The 24469-nt window shown below is 55.4% G+C and carries 21 protein-coding genes and 2 pseudogenes; 14 read left to right on the forward strand and 9 right to left on the reverse strand.

Annotated features, from left to right (window positions below; genetic code table 11):
* Positions 1-2: 2 nt before the first annotated feature.
* The 4 genes from pcaH to ACXADZ_RS09770 are packed head-to-tail and all read left to right on the forward strand — an operon-like array spanning position 3 to position 3338.
* A complete protein-coding gene (gene pcaH, locus ACXADZ_RS09755; protein WP_475195729.1) occupies positions 3-731 on the forward strand; it encodes a protocatechuate 3,4-dioxygenase subunit beta in 729 nt (242 codons plus the stop codon).
* Positions 731-1351, forward strand: a complete 621-nt coding sequence (gene pcaG / locus ACXADZ_RS09760; RefSeq protein ID WP_475195733.1) for a protocatechuate 3,4-dioxygenase subunit alpha — start codon at positions 731-733, stop codon at positions 1349-1351. Before pcaH ends, pcaG begins: the two co-directional genes overlap by 1 nt.
* A 52-nt stretch (positions 1352-1403) precedes the next feature.
* Positions 1404-2243, forward strand: coding sequence for a 3-oxoadipate:acetyl-CoA acetyltransferase (locus ACXADZ_RS09765; RefSeq protein WP_475195736.1), 840 nt, complete (start codon positions 1404-1406; stop codon positions 2241-2243).
* Positions 2244-2282: 39 nt separating this feature from the next.
* Positions 2283-3338 (forward strand): 3-carboxy-cis,cis-muconate cycloisomerase, encoded by a 1056-nt coding sequence (locus tag ACXADZ_RS09770; RefSeq protein WP_475195739.1) that lies wholly within the window; start codon positions 2283-2285, stop codon positions 3336-3338.
* A 203-nt stretch (positions 3339-3541) separates the two neighbouring features.
* Here ACXADZ_RS09770 and ACXADZ_RS09775 read toward each other — a convergent pair.
* A pseudogene (locus ACXADZ_RS09775) lies at positions 3542-4266 on the reverse strand (IS5 family transposase).
* A gap of 119 nt (positions 4267-4385) precedes the next feature.
* Positions 4386-5459: a tartrate dehydrogenase gene (locus ACXADZ_RS09780; protein ID WP_171669730.1), complete on the reverse strand. Its 1074-nt coding sequence runs from the start codon at positions 5457-5459 to the stop codon at positions 4386-4388.
* Positions 5460-5588: 129 nt separating this feature from the next.
* Here ACXADZ_RS09780 and ACXADZ_RS09785 point away from each other — a divergent pair, with 129 nt between their 5' ends.
* From ACXADZ_RS09785 to ACXADZ_RS09795, 3 genes are all read left to right on the forward strand, one after another.
* A complete protein-coding gene (locus ACXADZ_RS09785; protein WP_475195744.1) occupies positions 5589-6503 on the forward strand; it encodes a LysR family transcriptional regulator in 915 nt (304 codons plus the stop codon).
* Between the two features lie 150 nt (positions 6504-6653).
* Complete coding sequence (locus tag ACXADZ_RS09790) at positions 6654-7646, forward strand: TAXI family TRAP transporter solute-binding subunit (RefSeq protein ID WP_475195746.1); 993 nt, start codon at positions 6654-6656, stop codon at positions 7644-7646.
* 97 nt (positions 7647-7743) lie between these two features.
* Positions 7744-10302, forward strand: a complete 2559-nt coding sequence (locus ACXADZ_RS09795; protein WP_475195749.1) for a TRAP transporter permease — start codon at positions 7744-7746, stop codon at positions 10300-10302.
* Between the two features lie 253 nt (positions 10303-10555).
* Here the strand turns inward: ACXADZ_RS09795 and ACXADZ_RS09800 are convergent, their stop codons facing one another.
* The 4 genes and pseudogenes from ACXADZ_RS09800 to ACXADZ_RS09815 form a co-directional block, all read right to left on the reverse strand.
* Positions 10556-11263 carry an IS6 family transposase gene (locus ACXADZ_RS09800; protein ID WP_475195752.1) on the reverse strand — a complete coding sequence of 236 codons (708 nt, stop codon included), beginning with the start codon at positions 11261-11263 and terminating at the stop codon, positions 10556-10558.
* A 65-nt stretch (positions 11264-11328) separates the two neighbouring features.
* Positions 11329-11409: pseudogene (locus tag ACXADZ_RS09805) on the reverse strand (IS6 family transposase); the annotation flags it as partial.
* Between the two features lie 166 nt (positions 11410-11575).
* Positions 11576-12520 carry a phosphotransferase enzyme family protein gene (locus ACXADZ_RS09810; protein ID WP_475195754.1) on the reverse strand — a complete coding sequence of 315 codons (945 nt, stop codon included), beginning with the start codon at positions 12518-12520 and terminating at the stop codon, positions 11576-11578.
* Positions 12520-13797, reverse strand: a complete 1278-nt coding sequence (locus ACXADZ_RS09815; protein WP_371732357.1) for an aspartate aminotransferase family protein — start codon at positions 13795-13797, stop codon at positions 12520-12522. Before ACXADZ_RS09815 ends, ACXADZ_RS09810 begins: the two co-directional genes overlap by 1 nt.
* A gap of 161 nt (positions 13798-13958) precedes the next feature.
* On the opposite strand from ACXADZ_RS09815, the gene ACXADZ_RS09820 reads away from it, so the two are divergent.
* Both ACXADZ_RS09820 and ACXADZ_RS09825 read left to right on the forward strand, forming a co-directional pair.
* Positions 13959-14765, forward strand: coding sequence for an IclR family transcriptional regulator (locus ACXADZ_RS09820; RefSeq protein ID WP_475195757.1), 807 nt, complete (start codon positions 13959-13961; stop codon positions 14763-14765).
* Between the two features lie 300 nt (positions 14766-15065).
* The gene (locus ACXADZ_RS09825; protein WP_475195759.1) at positions 15066-16988 is read left to right on the forward strand and encodes a DUF3604 domain-containing protein; all 1923 of its coding nucleotides are present in this window, start codon (positions 15066-15068) and stop codon (positions 16986-16988) included.
* A gap of 138 nt (positions 16989-17126) precedes the next feature.
* Here the strand turns inward: ACXADZ_RS09825 and ACXADZ_RS09830 are convergent, their stop codons facing one another.
* Positions 17127-17834 (reverse strand): IS6 family transposase, encoded by a 708-nt coding sequence (locus ACXADZ_RS09830; protein ID WP_475195761.1) that lies wholly within the window; start codon positions 17832-17834, stop codon positions 17127-17129.
* 9 nt (positions 17835-17843) lie between these two features.
* Entirely contained in the window at positions 17844-18605 is a 762-nt protein-coding gene (locus ACXADZ_RS09835; RefSeq protein ID WP_475195763.1) for a ParB/Srx family N-terminal domain-containing protein, read from the reverse strand.
* A gap of 448 nt (positions 18606-19053) precedes the next feature.
* Between ACXADZ_RS09835 and ACXADZ_RS09840 the strand changes: the two genes are divergently transcribed.
* The 3 genes from ACXADZ_RS09840 to ACXADZ_RS09850 are packed head-to-tail and all read left to right on the forward strand — an operon-like array spanning position 19054 to position 21373.
* The gene (locus ACXADZ_RS09840; RefSeq protein WP_475195766.1) at positions 19054-19284 is read left to right on the forward strand and encodes a DUF3489 domain-containing protein; all 231 of its coding nucleotides are present in this window, start codon (positions 19054-19056) and stop codon (positions 19282-19284) included.
* Positions 19281-19697: a DUF2924 domain-containing protein gene (locus tag ACXADZ_RS09845; protein WP_475195768.1), complete on the forward strand. Its 417-nt coding sequence runs from the start codon at positions 19281-19283 to the stop codon at positions 19695-19697. Before ACXADZ_RS09840 ends, ACXADZ_RS09845 begins: the two co-directional genes overlap by 4 nt.
* A complete protein-coding gene (locus ACXADZ_RS09850) occupies positions 19694-21373 on the forward strand; it encodes a recombinase family protein (protein ID WP_475195770.1) in 1680 nt (559 codons plus the stop codon). The genes ACXADZ_RS09845 and ACXADZ_RS09850 overlap by 4 nt, the downstream gene beginning before the upstream one ends.
* A 482-nt stretch (positions 21374-21855) precedes the next feature.
* On the opposite strand, the gene ACXADZ_RS09855 is transcribed toward ACXADZ_RS09850, so the two are convergent.
* Complete coding sequence (locus ACXADZ_RS09855) at positions 21856-22257, reverse strand: hypothetical protein (protein WP_475195772.1); 402 nt, start codon at positions 22255-22257, stop codon at positions 21856-21858.
* Positions 22258-22473: 216 nt separating this feature from the next.
* Between ACXADZ_RS09855 and ACXADZ_RS09860 the strand changes: the two genes are divergently transcribed.
* Positions 22474-23361, forward strand: coding sequence for a hypothetical protein (locus ACXADZ_RS09860; RefSeq protein WP_475195774.1), 888 nt, complete (start codon positions 22474-22476; stop codon positions 23359-23361).
* A 68-nt stretch (positions 23362-23429) separates the two neighbouring features.
* Positions 23430-23624: a hypothetical protein gene (locus ACXADZ_RS09865; protein WP_475195776.1), complete on the forward strand. Its 195-nt coding sequence runs from the start codon at positions 23430-23432 to the stop codon at positions 23622-23624.
* The last annotated feature ends 845 nt before the right edge of the window (positions 23625-24469 follow it).

Below are 24469 nucleotides of genomic sequence, written 5' to 3' on the forward strand. Positions count from 1 at the left end.
CGATGAACAAGCCTGGCGAATTCTACCAAAGAGACCGAGAATGGCACCCGCCCGCTTACACCAAGGATTATAAAACCAGCGTCGCGCGCTCACCGCAATATTCGCTGATTTCCTTGCAGAATTCGGTCAGTGAAATCACCGGTCCGGTCTTTGGTCACAATGACGTCGATCCGTTGGATGCCGACCTGATCTACAACTACGCCCAACCCGGTGCAAGCGCGATTGGTGAACGGATAATCCTTCATGGCCGGGTTCTGGATGAGAACGGACGCCCTGTTCCGAATACGCTAGTCGAGATGTGGCAGGCAAATGCGGGTGGCCGCTATCGACACAAAAAAGATACTTATCTGGCGCCGATCGACCCAAATTTCGGGGGATGTGGCCGCACGATTACGGACCAAGATGGCTACTACTATTTCCGAACGGTGAAACCCGGGGCATATCCCTGGCGCAACTGGGTGAACAGCTGGCGCCCCGCGCATATCCATATGTCGATCTTCGGTAGCGGTTTTGCTCAACGCCTGATCACACAGTGTTATTTTGAAGGCGACCCACTGATACCGAAATGCCCGATCGTGAACACCATTCCCGACCCGAATGCGATCGAGCAATTGGTTGCCGCGCTGGATATGAACTCAACCATCCCGCTTGATACCATCGCTTACAAGTTTGACATCATCCTTCGTGGACGCCGATCTACCTTGTTTGAAAACCGTCTGGAGGGGAACTGATGCCTCAGGAGCTGAATTATCTGAAAGAGACCCCGTCCCAGACCGCGGGCCCTTACGTCCATATCGGACTGGCACCGGGCGCTGCCGGGTTTGACATCTACACGCGAGAACTAGGATGGGACATCACCGGCCCCAATGCCAAAGGGGAACGCATCCGCATCGAAGGTGTTGTGATAGATGGCACTGGCTCCCCGATCAAAGACGTTTTGCTGGAAGCTTGGCAAGCCAATGCCGATGGGGTTTACGCCCACCCGGAAGACGAAGGAGACGTCGAAGACGGCTTTCGCGGATGGGGTCGTGTCATAACCGATTTTGAAACTGGCGAATGGGCCTTTGACACGGTCAAACCGGGCCGAACACGCGCTCGCAGCGTTGGGCAGCAGGCACCCCATATCAACCTTTGGGTGGTTGCACGCGGGATCAATGTCGGTCTGAACACGCGCATCTATTTTGAAGATGAGGCTGAGGCCAATGCCGAAGATCCCGTGCTCAACGTAATCGAATGGGAACGTCGCCGTGCCACCCTGTTGGCAAAACGTAGTGAACGTGATGGCCAGATAATCTATCGATTTGACATCAAGCTGCAAGGTGAAGACGAAACCGTTTTCTTCGACGTCTGAATGATTTACCCGCCAGCCATGGGTTGGCGGGCACCCAAAGTGGAAGCCCATCATGACCAAGCCTTGCATCATCTGCTGCGCCATCACCGGCTCCCTGCCACGCAAGGAAAACAACCCGGCTGTTCCAATCACCGTGGAGGAGCAGATCGAAAGCACTCACGAAGCTTTTGAGGCGGGGGCAACTATTGCACATGCACATGTGCGCAACGACGATCAGACAACCACGTCGGACCCGGAAAAATTTGCGCGTCTCAAAGAAGGGCTAGAAAAGCATTGCCCCGGCATGATCATCCAGTTTTCGACAGGTGGCCGATCGGGCGCTGAAAAAGAACGCGGCGGAATGCTGCCCCTGCGTCCAGATATGGCGTCCTTGTCGGTTGGCTCGGTAAACTTTCCGACACGTGTTTATACCAACAGTCCTGATCTGGTCGCCTGGTTATCAACAGAGATGCACAAATACGAGGTCACTCCGGAAATCGAAGCCTTTGATCTAAGCCACATCCTACAGGCCATTCATATGAACAAAAACGGCGCTTTGCCCGGCAAACTCTACGTTCAGTTCGTCATGGGTGTAAAAAACGCGATGCCGGTCGACAAGGAAGTCTTTGATTTTTATGCTAAGATCATGACTGAACGTGCGCCCGACGCTGAATGGTGTGCCGCAGGAATTGGGGCAAATCAGATCGTCGTGAATGAATGGTCCATCGCGGCAGGTGGGCATACGCGTACGGGTCTTGAAGACAATGTTCGCCTTGATCGCGAAACACTTGCCCCGTCGAATGCTGCACTCGTTAAACGTGCCGCCGAACTCTGTGACAAGTACGAACGCTCCGTCGCAACGTGGCAACAGGCCCGTGAAATGTTGGGGTTGAAAACACCCCAGATCGTGTAATCATTAGATCGTCAAAAATAACTAGAAAGACCGCCCACTATGCCTGATGTTTTTTCCCATCCTTGGCTTGGCGGTCTGTTTGGCGACGCCGAATTGGAATCGCTGCTGTCTGCCGAAACAGTGCTGAATAACATGCTTGCCGTCGAGGCCGCCTACACACGCGCTCTGGGGAATGTTGGACAAGCCGAGCCTCAGGCGGTCGACGCGGTCCTTGCTTCACTTGCGGCGTTTTCGCCCGATTTGCCTAAATTGGCCAAAGGCACGCTAAATGATGGCGTGGTTCTTCCATCCTTGGTCAAAGAAATACGAAAAACAATTTCTGAAGAGCATCACTCGGCCTTGCACAAAGGCATGACTTCGCAGGATGTGATCGACACAGCATTGGTTCTAACTCTCAAGCCGATCTTTGCCCTAATGAGATCGCGTCTTGACGAGGCCGTTCACGCAATTGACCAGCTGATCACAGAATATGGTGAAAATGCCCTGATGGGGCGCACGCGCATGCAGGCGGCACTAACGATTTCTGTAAAGGACAGGATGAATAGCTGGAAGCGACCATTATTGCAGAACCAATCTCGCCTAGAACAACTCAAGCCCTCTATTCTTTGCATTCAACTTGGTGGTGCGGTCGGAGATCGAAAGGCGTTTGGCCTGGATGGAGACGAAATTGCAGCCCATATGGCGGATGAGTTGAGCCTAAGTAATCCTACAAACTGCTGGCATACTGACAGAAGCACAATTGCCGAATTCGCCAGTTGGTTGTCCCTGACAACGGGAGCGTTGGGTAAGATCGGACAGGATGTGACCCTGATGTCGCAGCAAGGAATTTCGGAAATCCAGCTTGCCGGCGGTGGAGGTTCATCCGCCATGCCCCACAAACAGAACCCCGTGCAGGCCGAACTGCTTGAAACACTCGCTCGCTTCAACGCCACACAATTGTCTGGCATCCACCAAGCACTAGTACACGAGCAAGAGCGGTCTGGAGCAGCTTGGATGCTGGAATGGATGATCTTGCCGCAAATGATCGTAGCCACTGGAAAAGCGCTGAGCGTTGTTCAAACGACACTAACCGGTGTTGATTCATTGGGTCACTGATAAAGTGTTCACAAACTGCACAGTATCGAGAACCCCAACACTGGATCCCGCCAACGCCAGCGACTTGACTGGGTTGCCGTCCCGAGCGTACGCGGACCGGGCTTCGGGACGAAAGGATGATCGACTACTATCAAACAACAGTGGTTTTAGGCGCAATGCGGTCATTCACTACACCCGGCATCAGCAACTACTAGGGTCAGGACTTATAGCCAGTAGATGACGAGCGTAGCGAGGGCGACGGCTGAAAGGAAGACCTTCGGGCAGCTGTCGTATCGGGTCGCCACGCGCCGCCAATCCTAAAACCTTCCGAACATGACCTCGATGCGGTTGCGCCTCTTGTAGCGACGCTTGTCGCACTTCACTGGTTTCTTCCGCTGTTTCCGGTCAGGGATGCCGGCGCGTATCCCTCTGTCTTTCAACGCTTCTCTGAAACAGTCGGCGTCACAACTACGATCACCGAGAAGCCGATCGACTTCCGGCAGGCTGCTCAACAATGCCCGTGCGCCGATATAGTCGCTGATCTGACCGGCGGTGACCGACAAGTTGAGCGGTCGGCCCTGGCAGTCGCAAATGGAGTGCAGCTTGGTGTTCATGCCGCCTTTGGTTAGACTAATAAGGCGTCCACGCTCCCCTTGTTCACGCCTATGCTGACCGCTGTTCGGTGAGCTTTTAGATACGTAGCGTCGATCATCACAGTCCGCTCCTCGTCTTGCTCGGCAGCCAGACCCGCCATCCTTCGGGCGAAGACGCCCTTGTCGCTCCATCGTTTCCAGCGGTTGTAGAGTGTCTTGTGTGTGCCGTATTCACGTGGCGCTTCGCGCCACCTTCAGCCATTGCGATTGATACAGACTATTCCACTCAACACACGCCGGTCATCGACGCGGGGTTTGCCGTGAGACTTTGGGAAGAAGGGCTAAAGGCGCGCCATCTGCACCAAAGATAGAAGGCAGATTCCGGTCGAACCTCAGTGAATAGAGCTGAGCGACGCAATATTTGTCAGAAATCCATACATAGTGCAGGGTTCAACGTATCTTGGTGGAACTCGCACTAAATATTATCGCCCCTAATTGCGTCGCAGACAGCGTCCGTCACTTCTTGTGTATTGGATCGGCCGCCGACATCAGGTGTCATGACTCCGTCCAAACACACTTTCTCCACGGCCCGCATGAGCCTTTGCGCTGCATCCGTTTCACCAAGATGTTCGAGCATCTGTGCCCCTGTCCAGAATGTTGCCACAGGATTGGCAATGCCTTTGCCAGTGATGTCGAATGCAGATCCATGGATCGGTTCGAACATGGAAGGGTACCGCCGCTCCGGATCGATGTTGGCCGTTGGGGCAACCCCCAAAGACCCGGCCAGTGCACCTGCAAGATCGGACAATATGTCGGCATGCAAGTTCGTAGCGACAATTGTGTCCAAGCCTTGAGGTGATTTCACCATCCGCACGGTCATCGCGTCCACAAGCATCTTGTCCCAAGTTACATCAGGAAAGTCTTTTGATACTTCCTCAGCGATCTCGTCCCACATGACCATACCATGGCGCTGAGCATTCGATTTGGTCACCACTGTGAGCAGCTTTCGGGGGCGTGACTGGGCCAGTTTGAACGCATAACGCATAATGCGGGTGACACCGACTCGTGTGAAAACCGCGACCTCTGTTCCAACCTCTTCCGGAAGGCCTCGATGCGCGCGCCCCCCCATCCCGGCATACTCGCCTTCGGAGTTTTCGCGCACGATCACCCAATCTAGATCCCCTGGCCCGACATTCGCCAAAGGGGCCTGGATGCCAGGTAAAATGCGGGTTGGGCGTACGTTTGCGTATTGATCAAAGCCTTGGCAAATCGGCAACCGCAGACCCCAGAGCGTCAAGTGATCGGGGACATCAGGCGCGCCAACTGCACCGAAAAAGATCGCGTCAAAGGCTTTGAGCGTCTCCGTCCCATCTTCGGGCATCAACGCGCCGTCGCGCTTGTAGCGTTCCGAACCCCAATCAAAATGGGCAAACTCAAGCTGGAAGTTGCCATCCCGCTTGGAAAGCGCTTCAAGGGCTTGGACACCCGCCGCAATGACTTCCGGTCCAATCCCATCAGCTGGAATAGCGGCGATTCTGTATGTCTTCATATCACTCCCCTTTAGACGCTTCGTCATTCGGAACGCTGTGAGAAGCGTTGAAGTTGAGTGTATCTTTGTTTGTTGGACCACAAGCAATCGCAGCTGTATCATATAAAAAATTGATATAATGAGACCCAGATGGAATTGCGCCAACTTCGATGTTTGATTGCCGTGGCCGAGACACAGCATTTCGGCCGTGCCGCCCAGAAACTTGGCATGCTCCCGGCCTCGTTCGGCAGGCATATCAAACTCCTGGAAGAGGGGCTCGGTGGACAACTTCTTGTCAGAACAACGCGACATGTAGCGTTGACGGATGCAGGGCGCGAGTTCGTCGCTCAGGCCCGCGACTTGGTGGAGCAAGCTGATCAGATGGAGCGCACTTTTCGTGAAGGCACTCACGGAAAATCGAGAATTCTCCGGATCGGCGCAATTGACAGTGCCGCTGCTGGGCTGATGCCGCAACTGCTCCCGAAAGTCCGTGAAACTTATCCCGAGATCGACGTTGAGCTCTTAGAGCAAAAAACAATTCGTCTTTTGCCGAGACTGCTATCGGGCCGCTTGGACATAGCGATCGTGCGTCCCCCGGACGCGCCGGACAGTCGGCTCGATTTTTTGCCTCTTTTTTCGGAAACAGCGGTTGTCGCCATGCCAGAGGGTCATCGCCTCGCAAAACGCAAGGCTGTGAGCGTGACGGACCTTGCCGATGAGCCATTGATTGTTCCGGATCGCGGCTCGCGGCCGCATAGCCACGATTTGACGATAAAGTTGTTGCTCGAGGCAGGATACACTGCCCGGATCGCCCAAATCGCCGAAGAAAAACAAACGATCGTCAGCCTAGTCAGCACAGGCGTCGGACTCGCAGTCGTTCCCAAATGGGCCTCGCGCCTGGCGGTTGGGGGCGTCAGTTTTGTTACTTTGAACGGGTCGACGGATATTGCAAAACAGAGCCTTGCGTTGTCAGCAGTTTGGCTCAAAGAAACGCGACATGAATCCCGTGACGCCTTCTTGCGAGTTCTTCAAGAGAATTTGCTGGAGCTTTCACGGACCGCGTGAGGCGCATTATATCAATAATTTGTATAACCGCAGATGCATCCTAGATGCTGGTGTCAAGCAAAACAGACGTATTAAAACTTCTGCACAATTCGAAACATGCGGCTTGAGTACCGTTGCAGCTGCATGAGTTCAGATCTCGGGAGGAAATACATGAATATTAGACATACGACGGCCGCTGCAGTTGTAGCGACGATCACGTTTGCGGCTGCAGGCAACGTTTCGGCGCAGGACCGCACAGGTTGGCCGGAAAGCTTCACCATCGGGACCGGCTCCCAGGGTGGCACATATTTCGGATACGGCTCCGGTTGGGGCGGCATCGTTTCTGAGGCGACCGGCGTTGCTGGCGGTGCGGAAGTCACCGGTGGACCCATGCAAAACATGTCGCTTGTTCATGCGGGCGATCTGGCATTCGGCATGACCACTATGGGGCCCGCCGCCGAGTCCATTGCTGGAAACAACCCAATCGCGCCGGGTCTTCAAATGACCAACGCGTGCGCCATGTTCCCGATGTACCAGACGCCGTTCTCGATCACCGCACTGTCGTCTTCAGGCATCGAAAGCGTCGCTGACATTCCAGCCGGAGCGAAAATCGGCTTTGGCCCGGCAGGATCGACATCAGACACCTACTTCCCGCGCATGATGGAAGAGCTGGGTGTGGATTTTGAACGTCGCAATGGTGGTTGGTCTGATTTGGGTGGACAGTTGCAGGACGGTCTGCTTGACGTGATCGCCTTTGCCGCTGGCGTTCCTGTCCCCGCCGTGTCGCAGCTCGAAGTGCAAACCGATGTAAACATCATCGAGTTCACCGAAGAGGAGCAGGCAAAGATCACCGCTGCTTTCCCGGTGGCACAGTTCGATATCGCAGCCGACACTTACACAACTCTCGATGCACCGGCGCGTTCCGTATCGATGTGGAACTTCGCAATCGCAAATTGCGATCTCCCCGAAAGCTTCGTTTTCGAGGTCGTGAATGCGGTCATGTCCGACAACGAACGGATGGTCGCCACGCACAAGGCGGCACGTTCGACGCTGCCTGAGTTCTGGGACCGCAACAGTGTGATGAAATGGCATCCCGGTGCCGCAAAGTGGTTCATGGAAAACGCGGGCGCTGACATCCCGGCGGATATGGTCCACGGCGGCTAAGTACTTTTGCCACTGAGGCAAGTCTAGACAAACGACTCCGCGCTCTTTTCAGAGCGCGGATACTTTGTGGGCATTCGGACACGCGGAGCACAGAACGATGACGCAGAAAGACGCGGTAAAAGATGACGACCACCTGATTGCAGATGGGGTGGACGAAGAGCCCATCGAAGGAAACCGTCGTCTGTTTGAAGGCCGTAGTCTTTTCATCGTCGCTGCGGTGGCCACGATTTATGCCGCGCTGCACATGATCGCCTTGAACGGCGTTTCGTTATCGAACCTCATTGCTTTGCCTGCGACTATTCAAGCAGAGCGCGCCGATGCCGCCGCAGATGCGGCATTTGACGATTTGCGTGCAACACTTGGGCCAGCCGGAGAGGCGTTCGAGGGGAATTCGGTGCGCCGCCTCAAGGCGCTCGCAGATGAGACTATGTCAACGGCTGAAAACGCGGACGACATAGCCATCAGCATCACCGCACTAGATACAGCACGGGACCAAGCCGCCGCTCTAACGCGTGAGGCGCGAGCCGTGCGCACAACGTGGTCCGAGAGACTATGGTTCTTGCCGCAATTCCCACTGGAGACATGGAATTTCCGCATCCTCCACATAGGCGGAGCCTTGGCGCTCGGGTTCTTGCTGTTCGCCTCTGGGCAATTTGGTGCAGGCTTTGTGGCACGTGGATCGGGCTTGCAAATGCTCTCTGCCGCCCTGCTCATCCCGGTTGCTTGGTCGGCATATGCTGTTGTTGGCTTCGCCAATTTCCTGAGCTCAGGCGACGCGGCCGAAGTTGGAGGACGCGTGATTTGGATGTCTCTGCCTGAAGGCAGCGAACGCCTTGGTGCGTTTCCCAGTTATGAAGGCATCTTCGAAGCTGAGATTTGGCAATTCGGTGTGCCGCTTCTCGTGGCAACCTTTGCAGCGATTGTTATTGGCTGGATCGATCGAGTGGAGCGCGATCGTTTCGCCCTGTCCGACATTGTCTTGGCGCTTTGCGGTCTGATCGTCGCCGCATATCTGGTCGTGGTCTACTCCACTGCCGCTCGCAATTCGGTGGGCACGGCAGAAGTACCAATTGGTGTGGCCTTTGCCGCCACGGCGGGCGCTGCGCTTATCATGGAATTGACCCGCCGCGTGGCCGGTCTTGCGCTTGTGATCATTACGGGCGTTTTCCTGATCTACACCTTCACCGCCCACCTGTTGCCCGGCATCCTCGCAGTTGAAAACGCCTATAGCTGGCAGCGGTTCTTCGGCCATGTCTATTCCGATGCGGGTATTCTTGGGCCAACGACAGCGGTTTCCTCGACCTACATCATCCTGTTCATCATCTTTGCTGCATTCCTGCAGGCCTCCAAAGTGGGCGACTACTTCGTCAACTTTGCCTTTGCTGCAGCGGGGCGCGCGCGGGGCGGTCCCGCGAAAGTTGCCATTTTTGCCTCTGGTCTCATGGGCATGATCAACGGCACTTCGGCAGGCAATGTGGTGGCGACCGGGTCGCTCACGATCCCGCTAATGAAGAAGGTCGGCTACCACAAGAAGACCGCTGGCGCGGTCGAAGCGGCAGCCTCAACAGGGGGGCAGATCATGCCACCGATCATGGGTGCGGGTGCGTTCATTATGGCTGAGATCACGGGTATCCCATATCAGGAGATCGCGATCGCGGCGATCATCCCAGCGGTGCTTTATTTCGTCTCCGTCTACCTCATGGTTGATTTTGAGGCTGCGAAACTCGGTATGCGCGGCATGCGCGAGGATGAGCTGCCCAAGTTTAACAAGATGGTCCGTCAGGTCTATCTATTCATCCCGATCATCATCCTTATCTATGCGCTCTTCCTTGGCTACTCAGTCATCCGCGCCGGGACGCTCGCCACCGTTGCGGCAGTGGTCGTCAGTTGGCTGACCCCATACCGTATGGGGTTACGCTCGATACTTAAGGCGTTCGAACTCGCAGGCGTCATGTCGATCCAGATCATCGCGGTCTGCGCTTGCGCAGGAATAATTGTCGGCGTCATCAGCCTCACAGGGGTCGGCGCGCGTTTCTCTGCGGTCCTCCTTGATCTTGCCGCTGCGTCCCAGCTTCTGGCTTTGTTCTTTGCGATGTGCATTGCAATCCTGCTCGGTATGGGTATGCCCACGACCGCGGCCTATGCCGTCGCAGCAAGCGTGGTTGCACCTGGCCTTGTGCAACTTGGTATCCCCCAGCTCACGGCGCACTTCTTCGTGTTCTACTTCGCGGTTCTCTCCGCGATCACCCCTCCCGTTGCACTGGCCAGTTATGCGGCCGCAGGGATATCTGGTGCCAACCCAATAGAAACCTCAGTAGCCTCGTTCAAGATCGGCATCGCCGCTTTCATTGTGCCGTTCATGTTCTTCTACAACTCGGCGCTCCTGATGGATGGCACGACGCTCGAAATCCTACGCGCAGGTGTGACGGCCGTCATCGGTGTGTTCCTGCTGTCCAGCGGCGTGCAGGGGTGGTTCGTCGGGGCGCGCTCAGCCTGGTTCATCCGCGGCCTTCTGATCGTCGCCGCACTGTTCCTGATATCTGGGGGGCTCGTGACCGATCTGATTGGCGTCGGACTAGCTGTCGTGACGTGGTTTGTGCAGCGCCTGTTCCATCCGGACCCTGATGCGCCCATTCCGGTGAGAGGCGCCGACTAACGCGTCAGCAGTTTCCCTCCGGTCCGCTCAATTGGCGGTGTCGAGCTGAGCGTTTCCTGGGTCCACGGCATGAGAGAGCGTTTCCTGTGCTTCAGTCTCCGAGCATGGCCTACAAAAAAACACCAAAGTTAAAACGGACCAAAGCAGTTAGAACAACAGGTGAAGTCGTGCAGGTCAATTGACATCTTAGCATCGGGAAGGGTGCTGTCAGACTAATTCGAACCAGTCTCAGTTTGCTGCGGAAACCGCGAACCTATCCGGAACAAAGTTCACGCCACTCGCTAAGAGCGGCGGCGCGGGTCAGCTTGAAGATGTCTCGGCTGGCTAGCGATCGTTCCTGGTTGAAGTGGTTGTAAACGGAAGAGTGGACGGCGGCGAACTTCTGCAAACTTCGCATTCGCCTGAACCGTTGCATGGCGCGTTCTCTTCGTCGGAACGGCAGGTGCGAATTCTCAACGCGGTTGTTGAGCCACCTGCCCGTCCTTTGTTTTTCAGTAGCGCCGAGCTCTCTGAGCGCGGCTATGTAGGAGGCGAAGCGATCCGTCACGACGTTTTCCGCTTTGCCGTATCGCTTCATCAATTTCCTGAGGAATTTCAATGCCGCCTGTTTGTTTCGACGTTTGGTAACGATTGCTTCCAGCACCTCGCCTTCGTGATCAACAGCCCTCCAGAGGTAGTGTCTCTTGCCATTAACCTTCACAAAGACTTCGTCCACATGCCACTTCCATTTCGAGTATGAACGAAGTTGCTGCACCCGCTTCCGCCTGATCTCAGCGGCAAACATCGGGCCAAATCTGTTCCACCAGTAGCGGACGGTTTCATGGCTTACGTCGATGCCTCGCTCGTGCAGCAGATCTTCGACATTCCGAAGCGAGAGCGGAAATCGGATGTACAGCATCACCGCAAGGCGGATGATCTCAGGGCTGGTTTTGAAGTACTTGAAGGAGGCAGGTCTGGTCATAGTCAAAAGCTACGCAACCGCCCTACCCGCCTCAACCCAAGTTCTTCTGACAAGACCTGACACACAAACCGAATATACAGCATCACCGCCAGGCGGATGATCTCAGGACTGGTTTTGAAGTACTTAAAGGTGGCAGGTCTGGTCATGGGCAAAAGCTACGCAACACCCCTGCCCCGCTCAAGCAAAGTTCTTCTGACAAGACCGAGCGCTGCTTACCGTCGCTTCCGGCCCAAAGCTAACCCTGGGCTTCACCAATGCGAATGTCCAGTTCCATTCACTCTGAGTGGCCCGGTTTGACCAGGTCTTTCGCCTTCAGACTGGGCGGGTTTCCTCTAGATAGGACGCACAGAGCATACCCGCGCGTGCACTAAACCGCGCGTTTCTCTCCTCTGCTCCGGCTTCACCCATGCGCGGAACGATCCAGCCCACGTAAGTGACCGCCCGCAGGGCAAGGAACAAATCCAGTAGCATGTCATCTAGCGACCGAACCTCGCGATACCCTTCCAGCAGCGCGGCTTTCAGCGTGGGGTAGTACGGTTCATCCATGTTGCGCAGAAGCGCGGTGGCAATGTCGAAGAGGCGAAAGCCGAACCCACCGTCGTCAAAATCGAGAAGTTTGATATTCCCCCCATCGACAAGCACGTTCTCCCGCAGCGGATCAGCATGGATCAGACCGTAATCGAGCTCATCGGCGCACCGCTCCAGAGCCTGCCGCGCGCGATCCCGGAACCGCCCCAGCAAGGCGCGTGTTTCGGGATCAAGGGTCGGATTCTCCCAGAAACGCCCCCAGACCGGGTTATCCCCCAATAACCCGTCCGCATCCCAGGAGCAGCGGGCAAAGCCCGGCGGGTACTTCCAAGCATCACAAGCTTCGTGCAATTGTGCCAGAACCCGCCCCAGCCGCCGAAACACCAACGGGGCATCGTCAAGCTCAAGCGACCCTTGGCCTTCGCCAAGGGGCGTTCCATGCATCCAGCCGATCAGGTCGGCATAACGTCCCTCTACTTGTTCCAACAGCTTCCCGGAAAGCGACTGGCGGGGCTGCGGCACGTGCAACCCGGCCCGGTCCATCGCGTCCAGCCATTGCAGTTCTGAGAGGAGTTCGTCCTCGCTGCGATAGCCAGGACGTTTGAGGCGCAAGGCAAAATCGCCCTCGTCAGTGCACACCCGGTAGACACGGTTTTCACGGCCGGCCACGAAATTGTAAGGCGCGGTATCAATGCCCCAAAGGCCCAGCGCTTTCTCGACTGGGTCCATCACGGGGCGACCGGAATTTCGGCCATAACCGAGTCGAGCGTTTCGATGAGCATGTCGAGATGCTCTTCGCCAAAGGGCATCGGAGGCCGTATCTTCAGCGTGTTCTTATGCCGCCCCAGCTTTGACAGCAGAATGCCCCGGCTCCGCATCGTGTTGACCACACGGTCAGCATAGTCACTGGCAGGTGTCTTGGCGCCCCGGTCAAGCACAAACTCTACGCCAAAGACCATGCCGCTTTGGCGGACATCACCAATGACCTCGTATTTTTCAGCCAGTGCGGTCAGGCGTTCATGCGCCAGACTGCCGATCCTGGCGGCATTGGCCTGCAGGTCCCTGTCGCGCAGTTCCTGCAGCACCGCCATAGCTGCGGCGCAGGAAACCGCGTTGCCTCCGAACGTGTTGAAGTAACGAAACGAATGGCGGAACCGGGCCATGATCTCGGGCGTGGTGACCAGACCGGCGACGGGATGACCATTGCCCATGGGTTTACCCAGCGTCACCACGTCCGGCACTACGCCCTGTTTCTGGTGCGCCCAGAAATGGCTGCCCGAGCGGCCGAAGCCCGATTGCACCTCGTCACAGATCAAAAGCCCGCCAGCCTGACGCACCGCCTCCACCGCGGGTTTCAACCACCCTTCAACTTGGGTCGGGAATCCTTCATTCAGGAAAAGCGGGCAGACGATCAGCGCCGCAAACCCAATGCCCGATACCTCGAGCGCGTTGATCTGTTCCTGCACATGCGCGGCAAAGCGTTGCCCATCAGGATCGTCGATCCGATAGCTGTCGGGCGCTTCCACGTGGCGCAGATATTGGTCCAGTCCAAACCCTACTTCAGGGATGTTGCTTCTGGACAGGTGGCTGACCAATGCGGTGTTTCCATGATAGGTCGCGTCCGTTGCGATGATCCCGCGCTTGCCTGTCATCGCCTCGGCCATGCGTAATGCGATGTCATTGGCCTCTGAACCCGAGCAGGTCAGGATCGATGTAAGAAGATCGCCGGCGAACGTATCAACAAGTGCCTCGGTATAGTCGAGGATGCCTTCGTGCAGATATCGCGTATGGGTGTTCAGTGTGCCAGCCTGGTTGCAGATCGCTTCGACCACGCGCGGGTTGCAATGGCCCACATGCGGCACGTTGTTGTAGCAGTCCAGATACCGCCTGCCACTCGCGTCCCACAACCAGACACCTTCCCCCCGGACGATATGTACCGGATCGTCGTAGAAGGTCGAAACATTCGGTCCAAGCAATGCGCGCCTGCGTTCGACAATCTCCGACACCGCCAATCTCCTTTCACGTCACCGCAAAGCCGCGGGATGTTGACTTTCTTTTTTGGTTCTCTATTATAACCAGTGGTTTTTAATTTAAACCGACCGATTTTCCGCGTCAATGACCCAAGGTTGAGGGTTGAACTGGAACCTCGTCGGAATGGAAAAGCGCGATGTCGTCCACGGTTGCCAAAGCTTTGTCTCTTCTGGAGTTTTTCTCCGAGGAAGAACCTGAACTGGGCCTTTCCGAACTGACCCGGCGCGCGGGTATCAACAAAGCTTCGGTCTATCGCCTGTTGACCAGCCTGACCGATGCCGGGCTCCTGGAGCAAAAGGAAGGAACGCGCGCATATTCGCTGGGAGCGGGCATTCTGCGGCTGGCGCAGATCCGCGAAGCGACCGCACCCATTGCCTCGATCGTGCGCCCGGCACTCGAACAACTGGTGCAGAAGGTCGGCGAAACCGCGCACGCGTCGATCATTTCGGGGCCGGCGCTTGCGACAATCGGCATTTGCGAAAGCACGCGCAGCACTAGGGTATCACTGATCGCGGGCGAAATCTTGCCTTTGCATAGCACTGCATCAGGCGTCGCGGTGCTGGCATTCGGATCCCAGGCCCTGCGCGACCGAACACTGTCGGCGCCGCTGAAATCCCAGACGATCTACACCATGACCGATCCGGAAGAAGTCCTCGAGAACATCGCAATTGTGCAACACCGGGGTTATGCGACATCCGAAGAGGAAAACGAAGAGGACGTCTACGGCATCGCGGTTCCCTTCTTCGACCAGAGCGGATTGGCTCAGGGCGCCCTCGCCGTGGCCACACCGTGCTACAGGATGACGGACAAACTCCTCCAACAGATCGTGACCTCACTAAGGCATGAGGCCGAGGCCGTGTCCCGCGCAATCGGCGGACAACCCTCGCAAATGTTTTCACGGGCGATTGAACAAACAATCGAGAGAATGGGTCCAAAATTCTAGGTGCACAACAATTGGCTTCTTTCAAAGGGCGCAGATCGTCTCCCCGAGTGAATGGGCAGCACACACGCAGAGCTGACTTGGCTACGGGCTGCTGCGAAAGGTCGATATTCGCCAATCGCGTTGGGCGCTGAAAACTTCATCAACTGAAAGAATGGGCTCAGTTCGGACGTTCGCCCGAATGTCGCGAGCGACCGCAATGCGGACAAAACAGCCGCTTATGAATAGATAGCTTTTGGCAGTTTGGCTGGATAAAGTCCTAAAATTAAGAAATCAGTTTTGAAGCTTCAGGGATTTTCCAAAATGCGGATACCGTACCTTGCGGTTTGTATGGCCTTTGTCACAGGGACTACTGCCTTTGCACAAGTTGTTCCACCTGATGCCAGCGATGCGTTTTTGAAGGGGCGACCCTATTCGCCTTATGCTGATCGCGCCTATCCAGAGAGAGTTTTCTTCGGGGACACGCACGTCCATACTGGCCTGTCGGCTGATGCGGGTGGCGGTGGAACACGCCTCATGCCACGCGATGCCTATCGCTTTGCACGTGGAGAACAAGTCACTTCAAATACTGGACAGCCCGTTAAGCTGCACCGCCCATTTGATTTTTACATGATTACTGATCATTCCGACGCGATGGGTGCAATCACAGACATTATTTCGGGAGCCCCCAACATACTGGCTGACGAGCAAGGCCGCGAGTTTCACAACGCTTTCAATACGGGTGGAGAAGAGGCTCTTCGTGCGATGCAGCAACTCATTGCGAGTTTTGCCCAAGGTACAGTCTCCCCCGCGCTCAATTATCAACCCGGCAATCCGGCATTTGCGACAGTTTGGGGTGACATTATCGGTGCAGCAGAAGAATTTAATGATCCCGGTGTGTTTACGACTTTCATAGCATTCGAATGGACCTCACTTGTCCAAGGCAACAACCTGCATCGCAACGTGATCCTGCGCGATGGGCCTGACATTGCACGCCAGATACTGCCCTACACAACGACGCCACCGGTAGGCTCGCCTAATCCGCAGGACCTCTATGCCTGGCTTCAGAATTTCGAAGACACAACAGGCGGAGATGCCCTCGCGATTGCTCATAATGGCAATCTATCCAATGGTTGGGTGTTTTCGCTGGTTGATGACTTTGCAGAAGGCAAACCTCCATTGGACCGCGCATACGCCGTAGCCCGCGCGAAGTGGGAACCGCTCTACGAGTGGTCCCAGATCAAGGGCGATGGTGAAGCGCACCCGCTGTTGTCGACGCAAGATGAGTTTGCCGACTACGAGACATGGGATTTTGGCAACCTTGATGCCAGCGTTACAAAAACGCCGGAGATGCTGCCCGGAGAATATGCACGGTCAGGGCTACTGCGCGGCCTTGCTCTTCAAGCTGAGCTTGGTGTGAACCCCTACAAATTCGGTGCCAGCGCGGCCACAGACACCCACACTGGTTTGTCTGCCGTCGCAGAAGACAATTTCTTTGGTAAACATACGGCTTACGAACCAAATGCGGAACGTGCAAGCCATGTTGGGAAGTCTTTTTCTGATGGCGATGTAGCTTACTACGGTTGGGGTTACAGTGCCGCCGGATTGACCGCCGTGTGGGCGCGGGAAAACACGCGAACATCTATATTCGACGCAATGGAACGTCGCGAAGCCTATGGCACTACCGGCCCTCGCATGACTGTCAGGTTCTTCGGTGGTGACTATTCCGAAGACGCAATTGCACGGCGCGATCTAGCTCGGATTGGTTACGGTGGAGGGGTGCCGATGGGCGGTGACCTCACCGTTGCTGAAGGCGAGGCCCCAGACTTCTTGGTGTATTCATTGCGTGACCCCGTTGGTGCAAACCTCGACCGCATCCAGATCATAAAAGGGTGGATTGATGCGGATACCGGTGAAGCGCAGGAGAAAGTCTATGACGTGGCATGGGGTGGGGACAGAAGCCCGGGCGAAAATGGTAAGCTGCCAACTGTTGGGAGCACGGTCGACTTGTCCATTCCGTCTTGGACAAATACGATCGGCGCGTCGGAGTTAGGAGCGGTATGGACAGACCCGGATTTCGATCCCTCGGAACTCGCTTTCTATTATGCTCGTGTGATCGAAATCCCGACACCACGGTGGACTGCTTACGACGCTGTGAAGTTCGGTGTCGAAATGCCAGAGGGTACACCGATGGTCACGCAGGAACGCGCCTACACATCGCCGATCTGGTATACGCCGAACAACTGAGAGTGCATCGTTTACACGTGATCGCTTAAGGCTGCCTTGGGCTCGAAGGCGTCAGTCGGAATGTATTGGTCGAAAGACCGGTCCGGGTGCTGTCAGACGAATTCTAACCAGTCTCAGTTTGCCGTGGAAACCGCGAACCTATCCGGAACAAAGTTGACGCCACTCGCTTAGAGCGGCGGTGCGGGTCAGCTTGAAGGTGTCTCGACTGGTGAGAGATCTTTCCTGGTTGAAGTGGTTGTAGACGGAGGAATGGACGGAGGCGAATTTCTGTAAACTTCGCATGCGCCTGAAACGCTGCATCGCGCGTTCGCGTCTTCGGAACGGCAGGTGCGAATTCTCGACGCGGTTGTTGAGCCACCTGCCCGTCTGCTGTTTTTCGAGCGCGCCCATTTCTCTGAGCGCAGCCTTGTAGGAAGCGAAGCGATCTGTGACGATCTCATCGGCGCAACCGTGCCGGCTCATCAATTTCTTGAGGAATTTCAATGCAGCCTGCTTATTTCGGCGTTTAGTGACTACGGCTTCCAGCACCTCACCTTCGTGATCAACGGCCCGCCAAAGATAATGCCGCTTGCCATTCACCTTCACGAAAACCTCGTCCACGTGCCACTTCCATTTCGAGAATGCGCGCAGTTTCTGAACACGCTTCCGCCTGATCTCAGCAGCAAACATCGGGCCAAACCTGTTCCACCAATATCGGACAGTTTCGTGGCTCACGTCGATGCCTCGCTCATGCAGCAGATCTTCGACATTCCGAAGCGAGAGCGGGAAACGAATGTACAGCATCACCGCCAAGCGGATGATCTCGGGACTGGTTTTAAAGTATTTGAATGAGGCAGGTCTGATCATGGGAAAAAGCTACGCAACCACCCTGCCCCGCTCAAGCAAAGTTCTTCTGACAAGACCTTCGGCGCTATTGCCGGACCGCACATGCCCATTGACCGGTACGTTATAAGGAGGATCGGTGAAGACCATCTGCGGGCGCTCGCTTTCCAGCAAGGTGTCGTAGCTCTGGGCTTGAAGGGTATCCCCGCAGAAGATGCGATGATCTCCGAGAACCCAGAGGTCGCCCGGCTCCGTGATTACGGGTGCCGCAGGGTCCGGGGCCTCTACACTTTCCGCTTCCGTCTCCGTGGCCTCGCCTGCACTATCGATGATGATGTCGATCTCCGGTGCCTCGAACCCCGTGATTTCCAGATCAAAATCCAGCTCGCCATCAAGGCTGAGATTCATCAGTTCGGCAAACTCAATCTGCAGAGCAGCTTCGTTCCAGTCGGACAATTCCGCCAGCTTGTTGTCCGCAATGCGCAGAGCGCGCACTTCCGCTTCTGACAAGTGATCCGCGACAAAAGTCGGTACGGAATTCAACCCCAGGGCCTTGGCGGCTTCATAGCGGCCATGACCCGCGATGATTGTGCCCGAACCATCCAACAGGATCGGAGTGACAAAGCCAAACTGGGCCACCGATGCCTTAAGCTTGTCGACATTCTTGGCCGCGTGCACGCGGTTGTTGTTGGCGTAGGGCTTGATCTGGCTGATCTGGGATTGGATAACTTTTTCGGCCATCCAGATAGGCGTATTGGACGCCTGGACGTCGCTGTGTGTGTTTTTAGCAGGCATAACCGCCTCCTTTTGCGTGACGCCGCGCGGACGTCGAGATGGAGGGATCGCGTTGGAAAATCGGAGAGAGCACAAATAGCAACTCCCCGGACCAATCGATCCGAGACGTTGCTCCTTTGAATGCTCTCTGCGGAAACCTGTGTTTCCAATGAGTGCTGCCTGCGGGAGCAGTTTCCCGCCCTGATAGTCCGGGCGATTAGGTCGAATGTAGGTGCCATCAATACGAGACGCAACCCCCCAAACTAAAAGTAACCAATTAAGATTGTTGACGAATAATCGGGGGTACGGCAGCGTCGCACTTCAAAACACACGCCTCCAGTAATCGTTTCAGAAAGAGCTGGACTGTTGCTGTGAACCACGCATCACTGAACCTACGCCCGAGCCATTCGGGCGCTCCTCGGTACCGGGGTTCGGCATCTCGCCAACCCGAGATCAGAGGAGACAATACATGTCCAAACGGAAGCAAACCAAAATTGACAAGGTTCAAGCTTTGTTGCGCCGCCCGAGTGGCGCCAGCCTTGAGGCGCTCTGCAAAGCAACGGGGTGGCAGCCTCATTCGGTCCGAGCGGCTCTAAGCGGCCTGCGGAAAAAAGGCGTCACAATTGAAAGGCAGGCATCCGACAAACCAGATGGTTCTTCCACCTATCACCTGACGGTAGGAACAGGAGAAGAGGCATGACGAAGACTGGCGATGTTGCCGATCTCGCCGCAATGGGTCGATCGGATCTGGTCACGCTTTGGGAGCAATTGTTTGATCAACCAGCCCCCGCCATGCTCAGCCAACCTTTCCTGCGCCGTTTTATCGCCTTTGAGATGCAGTCCCGCCGTCATGGCGGGCTACCCCGGCAGGTCAAAGCCACGCTGGAAAAGGACTCTGGGAAGAAACCCCGGCCTACATGCCCCGCCCTAAAACCCGGTGGGCGCCTGCTGCGTGAGTGGAATGGTGTGACACATGTAGTCGACGCTACAGAGGAAGGTTTCACTTGGAACGGTCGTTCCTATCGCTCGCTCTCGGCCATCGCCCGAGAGATTACCGGCGCGCATTGGTCAGGGCCGCGTTTCTTTGGGCTCACCGGCAAGGGGGCCAAATGAGCCCGCGCCGCAAAATCCGATGCGCGATCTACACGCGCAAGTCCTCGGAAGATGGTCTGGATCAGGACTTCAATTCGCTGGATGCGCAATATGAAGCCTGCGCGGCCTATGTCACCAGCCAGCGACACGAAGGCTGGACCCTACTGCCCGGGCGCTACGATGACGGTGGCCTGTCGGGCGGCACCCTGAAGCGCCCTGCCCTTCAGCGCCTGCTTGAAGAGATCGATGCCGGACGTATCGACATGGTTGTTGTCTACAAGATCGACCGGCTGACCCGATCGCTTCCCGACTTCTCCAAGCTCGTCGAACGGCTCGAACAGGTCGAGTGTTCCTTTGTGTCCGTCACGCAGGCCTTCAATACGTCATCTTCCATGGGCCGGTTAACGCTGAATGTGCTGTTGTCCTTTGCTCAGTTTGAACGGGAAGTCACCGCCGAACGTATTCGCGACAAGATTGCAGCGTCGAAGAAGAAGGGGCTTTGGATGGGTGGCAACCTGCCTCTGGGCTATGATCGCCACCCCGATCCGAAGGCAAGAACGCTGGTGGTGAATGAAGAGGAGGCCAGAACGGTCCGGCATCTCTTTGGGCTTTATGACGAGCTGGGTTGCCTGCGCAAAGTAGAAGAACGGGCAACGGCAGAAGGGCTGCGGTCAAAACGGGTTGTTCGGACAGATGGCAGTGTGAAGGGGGATTGTCCGCTGTCACGGGGTCAAGTCTATTACCTGCTGCGCAATCCGGTCTATCTCGGAAAAATCCGCCACAAGGATAAGATCTGGGACGGACAACATCCGGCGATCATCGATCAGGACATCTGGGACCGGGTGCAGGAAAAAATGCGACAGGCCTCCAACCGCTCGCGGGCACGCGGCGACTCCGATGCGCGCCAACACTCCACTGACCCTGGGGCCTGGCTCACCGGTCTGCTGCATGACGAAACTGGTGATCGGTTGACGCCGACCCACACCACGCGCAAAGGCCGACGGTTGCGCTACTATATCTCCAATCGACTGATCTCAGGTGGCAAGGATATCTCTGGCTGGCGACTGCCCGGCCCGGCGCTGGAACACGCCGTCATAGATGTCATCGTCAGACATTTGCAAGAAGCCGCCGCGGCGCACCAAGTACTGGCGCAGCCGGAGGCCGGGTCAGCGGAAGCGGTTCAGACTTCGGTTGCGGATCTAGTAACCCGACTTCAACGCCAAGCCGGTCAGGTCGGCGCTGCTCTTCTGGCCAAAGGCAAAATTGCACGACGACAGATCGACCTCGAATTTAACCCCAAAACTCTGGCAAGCGCACTTGGCATCGCGGCCGATCATCTGCACCCGGATCTCACCCACGTCACCGCATCTTTCAATCTGCGCCGCCGCGGCGTCGAGGCCAAGGTCATCGCCGGAGATATGGCACCCCAACCTGACCCCCACCTACGGTCCATGCTGATCCGCGCCCATGGCTGGGCCCGTGATCTGAAGGCCGGAGTTCAACTGATGGAGATCGCACGCCGCGAAAGCGTCCCTGGCGCCTTCATCCGCACCCGCGCCCAGCTCGCATTTCTCTCCCCGAAGATTCAGGCTGCGATTCTCGACGGCACACAGCCGCCCGAACTCACACTCAAGCGTCTGGTCAGCAAGACCCACCCACTTGATTGGTCCGAACAGGAACGCCTGTTCGGCTTTTGATAGCTCTAGATCCTGCGTCCCTGATACAGGGTTCGCCCTCCCTGATCCGTCGGCACAATTCCCTGTTCCCGCGAGAAAATTCCCTGTTCCACTTTTTAAGGAATTTGCAACATAAACCTCTGAAAAACATACAGTTCTGATAGGAGAAATGACGGAATTCAGTCCCGGTTTGCGAAAATTCCCTGTAAATTGCCGGAGATCAGGGAAATCCAGCCCAAAGCGACCCCGCCAAAATGCGCCACTGAGACTGGCGCCTGATTTGTCCTCTGAATGTACAGTCTGCTCCGTCTCTGATCGAAAGCTCACGTGCCAACTCGCGGGAATTGCGGCACAATTCCGGGTCAGAAAACACAACTGAACTGAGACAGGTATGAGTGGCGGAGAGACAGTCCGCCATCATACGCTTGTAAGATGTTGGTTTTGATTGTGATCATATGCTGGTGTGGTGGCTGGTCCACCCGAACGTCCACCCGAGTCGTTAGTCACCACCCATTGCATTCCAGATCGTCAAAGATTCGAGTCGTCAGTGAGTTGAAAAACGTTGACGGTCCTTCTGTCCACACAATGGTTCCGTCCGCCAACAGCGCAACGCTGTGGGCTGTCTCAGCATCGAGTCCTGTCCTGCAAATCTTTGGTAAATCATCTTCCGCAAAGCAATTGACAGTAGCTGATTTGAAACCCTTATCGTCCGCATACGACACGGTTACGAACGCGGGTGTAATTGTAAACGTCGTAGTTCCTTGGGTGCAGACTTTGGGTGTTTCAGCGGGTACTTCCGCTTTAATATTAGCAGCCCTTCTTTCCTTCATTGCCTGCAAACCTTCAGCAGCCGCTGTGGTTGCCAGCAGGACCGCACACACGGCCAGTGTCAGTTTGGTTTTCATCAGTCAGTTCCCCCAAAGTCTGTGTGCCGCTCCACGGCTCACAAGTGGTCGTCACGGTTAGTGCTTGTGCGCAGACGCCAAGACTTTGTCCGATCACGTCAATCACGGCTCTGCAATCAATCGCATGCCGCCGGTGTCCACTCAAAACAAAAGCAGGATTGGAAAATCCCCGCTACCAGGTAAACTGAACCCACATTGGCATAAAGGAAATTAGTATTGCCTTGGGGTGATCTAGTCGAACTGCTGGGCGGTTCAGCCATTATTCTGGCCGTACTCGCCGTGTTCTGGAAAGGCGACGACTGTATCTCGAAAGAGTTTCGGGACGATCTGGCCGCCTGGCTCAGACGTCTCAAGCCACCACCCGGAAACAGCCCGATTGCTGAGTTGGTTTTGGCGATGTTTGAGAAGGTGTTTGGGGAACGGCATTTTAGTTGGAAGTGCATTTGGCGTTCGTTTGTTTTGTCTACTTTTTTCTATGTCTTGATATTTTTTTTCCAGTTTTTCCTGTTTCCCGATTTTCAGAAAAATTTTTTCGTGATTGAGCATGGTGCTTCCGCTTTTCGAGTGGAAACTACTAGCATCATATTAGGGTTGGTGGTGCTTGGAGCGATATTCAATGGTATCGGAGACTATCCTGCTCTGTACGTAACTAGGCTAGTCTTGGGTCGTTCCGTACATGGGAATTTAGGCTTGGTACTTGCGGTCGTGCTGGATTTCTTGCTCACAGCGTTTTTGCTACTTTCTTGCGTGTTATTGTTTGTCGTTATGCTTGAAGGAGATAACTCAATAGCAGATGCTTTGAAACATATATTAGAAATGGTCAAGTCTCTAATTATGAAAGAAAAATTTCAATCTTCTTATACTCTGGAAGCGGAAAGATTAATTCTCGTTGTTACCTTCACTGCCTACGTCACCAGCTTTTGGCTTTGGGCCGCAGCACTTGGAACGCTGATAATACGCCTGTTGGCCCGCTCCGGCCCGATCCTCAATGCACTGCAATATGCTCTGCCGATTGAAGAAAAACCGATCCGTTCGATGGGCATTGTCGGCTTCTTGGTCTTTTTCCTCTACCTGATGATCACGATATTGGTGCGGTCGGTTTGAATTTCTGCGAGTTTTTTGGCTAATAACTTGCCTTGACTTGCGCTGGAACAAAATAAGAACATCTTGTCATGAAGAAATGGCCCCGCACGATTCCGCACGATCTAAAATGCAAGCTGGAAAGTTTGCGCGAATATCGCAGCGCACCGTCGTTACAAGACGATTGGGCCGCGATCTTTGAATGGCTCAATAAGCACGGCGTAGAACCACCAGATCACGCCTTGCCGACCGAACCAGAATTGAAAGGTCCAGTCGGCCACTGGTGACGGAAAACTCGTTACCCCCTCGCCCCAAAAAGGACCCGCATTGTTCGGAGGGAAACCAAGTGAACAACGCGGGCGCGCAGTTAGGGGTATTTTAGTTACGGCAGGGACTGCTGATTGGATCAAAGTTCCCAGCGTCACCTTCATCTGGGATGACTATAACAAGAGTAAGGGCTGGCAGAGGGGGTCAAGGCCAGCCCCTATCTTCATCACGAGGGGGTAAGTTGATATTCTGATCCCAACCTACCCAATTGGCGTACTGCCCAAAATTGGGGGATTCCCTTAATGCGGTGGCCAAAGGCGAAATTGTCTGTTTCCAAATGGTAAACAGTAAGTTTCAGAACGAGCCGTGGACACAACTTTGCCACAATGCGATCCTTTGTTCGTGGGCGGCACGTGATGATTTTAGGGCGTTCCGGTTTTCTAGCCGGGTTTTAGGGGGTTGTTGAGTTCGGCGTGTCGCCCCACGAACTTTTCATCAATCCGTTCGAATATTGAATTGCGTTTTTTGAATGTCACAACGAAACCTCACTTTCCTTCCTAAGGGCGTAATCTCAACAAACCGCACAAATATCAGGGTGGAGCGGCGCACCTTGATGGGGATTTACGATTTCTAAGAGGGGGTACGAGTTCGGTGCGTCGCATTTTCCGCACAAATGGGCTACCAAAAACTGAACAGCAATCTCTTGGTCATTCAACAAAACCGCACTAACGATCAAGCGCACATTGGTGCGTGGTCATCTGTCCGAAAAAATGTTCAACTGTGAGCCTTTAGACTAGCCTTGCCTCTTGCCCAAACCGCATTCCAAGCATTCGCCATTGTTGCGGGTCTGATAATGGTCATGTCG

It is taken from the genome of Ruegeria sp. ABM4_193, assembly GCF_056158705.1.